Annotated in this window: 3 protein-coding genes and 1 pseudogene; 3 read left to right on the top strand and 1 reads right to left on the bottom strand. The window is 74.9% G+C overall.

Features of this window, described 5'->3' with window-relative positions; genetic code table 11:
* Nucleotides 1–459, top strand: a 459-nt coding sequence (gene dapF, locus K2X24_RS11765) for a diaminopimelate epimerase (RefSeq protein ID WP_292498132.1), incomplete at its 5' end; no start/stop codon positions are given.
* A 2-nt stretch (nucleotides 460–461) separates the two neighbouring features.
* Nucleotides 462–1,706, top strand: a complete 1,245-nt coding sequence (gene mtaB, locus K2X24_RS11760; protein WP_292498130.1) for a tRNA (N(6)-L-threonylcarbamoyladenosine(37)-C(2))-methylthiotransferase MtaB — start codon at nucleotides 462–464, stop codon at nucleotides 1,704–1,706.
* 31 nt (nucleotides 1,707–1,737) lie between these two features.
* Here mtaB and K2X24_RS11755 read toward each other — a convergent pair whose 3' ends face one another.
* A complete protein-coding gene (locus K2X24_RS11755; RefSeq protein ID WP_292498127.1) occupies nucleotides 1,738–2,439 on the bottom strand; it encodes an RluA family pseudouridine synthase in 702 nt (233 codons plus the stop codon).
* Nucleotides 2,440–2,480: 41 nt separating this feature from the next.
* Between K2X24_RS11755 and K2X24_RS11750 the strand changes: the two are divergent.
* Nucleotides 2,481–2,916 (top strand): annotated as a pseudogene (locus K2X24_RS11750) (signal recognition particle-docking protein FtsY); the annotation flags it as partial.

Below are 2,916 nucleotides of genomic sequence, written 5' to 3'. Positions count from 1 at the left end.
CGGCGGATCGAGCTCCAGATCGGCCCCATCGACGATCCCGTCCTGCACTCGCCCGGCGTCGTGAACATGGGGAACCCGCACGCGGTGTTCTTCGTGGACCGCGATCCGGAGACCTACGACCTCGCCCGCATCGGCCCCATGCTGGAGAACCACCCGATCTTTCCGGAGCGCGCCAACATCTCGGTGGCGCAGGTGCTGGGGCCGGACCGGATCAAGCTCAGGGTCTGGGAGCGCGGGGCCGGGCTGACGCTGGCCTGCGGCACCGCGGCCTGCGCCACCCTGGTGGCGGCCGCGCGCCTGCGCATGATCGGCCGGGGCGCCACGGTGAGCCTGCCCGGCGGCGACCTCGTCATCGAGTGGCGCGCCGACGACCACGTGCTGATGACCGGCCCGGTGGCGGTGGAATGGGACGGCACCTTCCCGCCCGAGATGTTTCCGGCGGACGACGGCGTGGCCTGACGATGGCGGTCGAGACCCTGACCTTCGGCTGCCGCCTCAACACCGTCGAGTCCGAGGTGATGCGCGGGCACGCGGAGGCCGGGGCCGCGTCCGCCGACCTCGTCATCGTGAACACCTGCGCGGTGACGGCGGAGGCCGGGCGCCAGGCCCGCAAGGCGATCCGCCGGCTTGCCCGTGAACGGCCCGGCGCCGAGATCGTGGTCACGGGCTGCGGCGCGCAGGTCGAGACCGAGGCCTACGCGGCGATGCCGGAAGTGGCCCGCATCGTCGGCAACGACGCGAAGGGCCGGGCCGAGACCTGGGCGGGGCCGGAGCGCCCGCAGGCACGGGCCGCCATCGACGACATCATGGCGGTGCGAACGGCCACCCCGACCCGGATCGCCGGCATCGCCGGGCAGACCCGCGCCTTCGTGCCCGTGCAGAACGGTTGCGACCACCGCTGCACGTTCTGCGTCATCCCGTTCGGGCGCGGCAATTCCCGCTCCGTCGCCCTGGCCGACGTGGTCGAGCAGGTCGCCAGGATCGTGGAGGCCGGCGGGCGCGAGGTGGTGCTCACCGGCGTCGACCTCACCGCCTATGGCCGCGACCTCGCGGCGGCCTCGAGCCTCGGGCGCCTCGTCCAGGCGATCCTCGCGCAGGTGCCGGACCTCGCCCGCCTGCGCCTCTCCTCCATCGATTCCATCGAGGCCGACGACGCCCTGATGGCGGCGATCGGCGGCGAGCCGCGGCTGATGCCGCATTTCCACCTCTCCCTCCAGGCCGGCGACGACCTCGTCCTGAAGCGGATGAAGCGGCGCCACACGCGCGCCGATGCGGTCCGGTTCTGCGACGCGGTCCGGGCCCTGCGTCCCGGCGCGGTGTTCGGGGCCGACCTCATCGCGGGCTTTCCCACCGAGACCGAAGCGCAGTTCGCCCGCTCCCTCGACCTCGTGGCCGAGTGCGGGCTGACGCACCTGCACGTCTTTCCCTACTCGCCCCGCCCCGGCACCCCCGCCGCGCGGATGCCGCCGGTGCCGGGCGAGATCGTGCGGGATCGTGCGGCCCGCCTGCGCGCGGCGGGGGCCGCCGCGCTGGCCGCGCACCTCGCCGGGGAGGTGGGCTGCACGCACCGGGTGCTCACCGAGCGCGGCGGCCTCGGGCGCACGGAGGGCTTCACCCCGGTGCGGCTGGCGCCGGAGCCCCCGCCGGGCGTCTTTCGCGAGGTGACGATCGCCGGGCATGACGGGCGCGTGCTCATCGCCGCCTGAGATGCCTTCATGGTCTCGGCAGCGATGATCCTCAGCCGCCGAAGCCGCAGGCCTCCAGGCCCATGCGCATATGCGCGGGGGCCGGCGCCTCGACGCGGATCGGCGGCTTCTTCGGGTAGAGCGGCAGGGCGAGGGCGCGGGCGTGCAGTTGCAGGCCGGGGCCCCCGTTGCGAGGGGCGGTGCCGTAGATCGGGTCGCCCAGGATCGGGAAGCCCAGGGCGGCGCAGTGGACGCGCAGTTGGTGCGTGCGTCCGGTGACCGGCGAGAGGGCGAGCCAGGTCAGGCCGCCGCCGCGCCCGAGGACCGTGAAGCGGGTCAGCGCGGGGTCGCCGGCCGGGTCGGCCTTCATCCACCAGGAGCGCGGGTCGTCGGAGCGCCGCGCCAGCGCCAGGTCGATCGCGCCGGCCTCCGCCTCGGGGCCGCCCTCGACCAGGGCCCAGTAGGTCTTCTCCACCGTGCCGCTGGCGGCGAAGAGCTTGTTCAGGCGGGCGAGCGCCTTGGCGTGTCGCCCAAGGGCGAGGCAGCCGGAGGTGTCGCGGTCGAGGCGGTGCGCGGCCTCCGGCCGGCGCGGCAGGCCGAAGCGTAAGCGCTCGAGATGGTCCGTGAGGGTCTCGCCGCCCTTCGGTCCGGGATGCACCGGCAAGCCGGCCGGCTTGTCGATGACGAGCACAAGGGCATCGCGGTAGAGGAGGCGCGCGCCTATGTCTGTTAGGAGGGCATCGGCTGGGGGCATACCCTCGCGCTAACCATGCCGGGTCCGGGGAGCAAGCGGGAATGAGCGAAGACAAGAGGCCGGGCTGGCTGCTGCGCAAGATGTTCGGCACCAAGGAGGAGCCGCGTCCGGCGCCCGTGCCGGTGCAGCCGCCGGACCCGAAGCCGGGCCAGACGCGGGCACCGGAGCCCGAGCCGGTCGCCGCGCCGATCGCGCCGCCGCCGGACTCCCCGGCCTCGTTCTCCGAAGGCCAGCCGGACTTCGCCACCGCCGCGACGGACGTCGCCCACGTGCCGCCCCCGCCGGGCGAGCCCGCCGCCGGCACGCCCGGCAAGAACGCGGTGCCCGACGAGCTCGAAGGGGCCGACCTGCAACCGGTGGAGGGGGCTGCGGAGCGCCCCCCCGCCGGCACGGCCGGCGACGACCCGGGCCGGGGCGCCGAGGCCGCCGACACGACGACCCGGGCCTTCGCGCCCGAGCCCGCCTTCGTGCCCGAGA

This window comes from Methylobacterium sp. (assembly GCF_019750675.1).
GTDB lineage: Bacteria > Pseudomonadota > Alphaproteobacteria > Rhizobiales > Beijerinckiaceae > Methylobacterium.
This window is presented reverse-complemented; position numbering and strand designations above follow the sequence as displayed.

Bases quoted from the DNA above. Each gene is read 5' to 3' on its own strand.
- mtaB (WP_292498130.1), top strand. From the start codon at position 462: ATGGCGGTCGAGACCCTGACCTTCGGCTGCCGCCTCAACACCGTCGAG.
- K2X24_RS11755 (WP_292498127.1), bottom strand. From the start codon at position 2,439: ATGCCCCCAGCCGATGCCCTCCTAACAGACATAGGCGCGCGCCTCCTC.